Below are 2,398 nucleotides of genomic sequence, written 5' to 3'. Positions count from 1 at the left end.
TAGGTTCATGGGGCGTTTACTCAAAAAGCTCGAATTTGATGAGAAATAATCAACATCGTGGCATTTAGAAACTGTACGGGATAAGACCACACCGATCTCCTCCCAGTAAATGCTAAGATCAACCTTAGATAAGTTGGTAGCATCTATAAAGGACTTAAGTCCACGTGGGTCTATAGCGTGAGGGAAGTCATCATGATATAGGCCTTGCTCTCTTAGCTTACTAGTTAATTCATTCCCTTTTAGCCCCTTTAACAGCGGTTCATTGAGCCAATGAGATAAGATATCGCCTATCACATCACTATCAAAGAGCTCATCATTTTTACCTGATTCAACCGCGTGAAACTCACATGTTTTTGAGTTGTAGAGATGGGAGACTTTCTCGTTAGAAGCAGATAGTAAGCTGTTCTTATATTCAACAACCTTATACAACACATCTGTAGGTATCGGAGTAATAAGTAACGGGAAGTTCTCGTTAGCGCTTTGGAAGGAATTTGATAGATGGTAGCCTTTGACAGGAAGCCCATTACCATCTGTCACTAGTATGTATCGATCGTGTAAACTGCCATCACGAACACCGTAGATATTCACGGTTTTTTGCTGCATTAGCTTTTGATTATGGCTACACGCTCGCAATAATGTTTCAAGCCCTTTAGTAGCTGTGTCACCATCTTTCTTATGATTCGTTCTAAAAATCGTATAGTCAGAATTAGGAGCTGAACTCAATAGTATTAGAGCTAATCCAGCGTCTTCAAAATACGGGTCAAAAATCGTAATTGAATTGTCTTGGTTAGTTTGTGCTAGAGATTTAAACCATTCAGTGAACTGAAGTCTACCTTCACCAGAGCTCATACCCCATTTAAGGAAGAAAGCACCGTCTGACTTTTTAGGATGAATGCGGTCAAATGTTTTTCTCAAAGAACGGTTTATCGTAACCCAAGAGTCTGTTTTCCTAGTCGTCACATTGTTTCGCATAGGAGAATTATTATTCTTTATCGATAGTACTTTCGCAACACGGTCTGACATCTGAGGAGTTACTGTTTTCTCTAACCACTCAAACTTGTTAAATTCAGAAGATCCACTGACTATACTTAGTTGAAAATTCATCTCCCTAATAAAATGGGAAGTCCAACGATCACAAAGAATTAGTTCATCTTTTATACTATTTCCACCATAAATGTCCAATGACATCGAGTCGGCAATGGAGTGAAGATCAGTGCTAGTCTCAAAAGTGCATTCATAGTTACCGTCGTCATTTTGGGTAGCTACCTTAAGTGATGAATAGAGAAGCTGCCCATCGTTCTCAATACGTAAATTGAACTGAAAGCGAGTGTATTGACGAATCTGAGTCGGTGTTAGACTAACATGAACTTCGTCTTTATCATTCGACCATCGAACATTCTTTAATGAACTCTCTTGCTCGTTAATTGAAGGGAGAATCATGAGTTCAATGTCACCAAACCGTTGTAGGTCACGGTCCTCAAACTTCAATCCCGTGTCTTGATTTAATTGTTCAATAACCATCGCGGTTAAGTCAGCGTTATAGTCACCTTGAACAACAAATAGTTCTTGCTTATTGCTTTGAACAATAGAAGAACATAGCCCTCCAGCTCCTCCATGAGGGCTAGCAATAGTCCCCATTGGATGAGCATCCTGATTAATCAAATATGCAAGAGGCTTATATATAAGCTCTTCATGACTGAGTTTCACATCACCAAATAGGTCGCCAATCTTGTCCTGCCCAAAGCCCAGTCCACATGCTTCGTTAATGTTTCGAAGGGTATCTCCTGAACAAAGCCTCTCAATAACATTTTTGGCTTTAGCTCCTTTCACATACAAATTAATCTTTTTGACTTGCGCTCGGTAACTGGAGAAGGCCTTAAAGTTTTCATTGTCACTAAATGACCACAAGTTATTGTCAAAGCTGTAAGGTAGCAGTCGTCCATAAATGACTCGGTTGTCAATAAAATCAACACCTTCGATTCGTAATAACCAGAGCTGTAGAGCACATGGGTACTCCTCTGAAAATAACCTTTCGATGCGTTTATCGTTCAAGATAGAGTCAAGTTCGAATGGCATAGAGTCTTGACTTTTGATCATAGTTGTCCATCCCTATGTGGTGACTAAATTGTTAGAATTTAATTTGGAATAATACACGGTATATGTATGTCAAATGTATGAGCACCTTCACGTTACCTCATAATGCTAACGCCTAAAACAATCATCACGGAGTAAGCCGTGGCCAATTTGAGGTACAAGACCACGATGCATTAGCTCACTTTATAGGAGAGCAAACTGGTCGTAAGAAGGTTTGGGCAGATCTGAGCTAGCTGGCACTTTTTAAGAAAAGTGCCGCGAGTAAAACTTCAGGTCGATGAAGCCTCTGTCGAGTAGACGACAC

The 2,398-nt window shown here is 40.0% G+C and carries 1 protein-coding gene; it reads right to left on the bottom strand.

Translation table 11 applies throughout. From position 1 onward, the window contains the following. A partial coding sequence (locus AB4371_RS19855; RefSeq protein ID WP_372150545.1) for a VPA1262 family protein occupies positions 1 to 2,097 on the bottom strand: 2,097 nt, incomplete at its 3' end. Positions 2,098 to 2,398 lie beyond the last annotated feature (301 nt).

The organism is Vibrio sp. 10N.261.51.A3 (assembly GCF_041471965.1).
GTDB classification, from domain to species: Bacteria; Pseudomonadota; Gammaproteobacteria; order Enterobacterales; family Vibrionaceae; genus Vibrio; species Vibrio crassostreae_C.
Note: the sequence above shows the minus strand (reverse complement) of the source record. Positions and strands in the feature narration are given on the sequence as shown.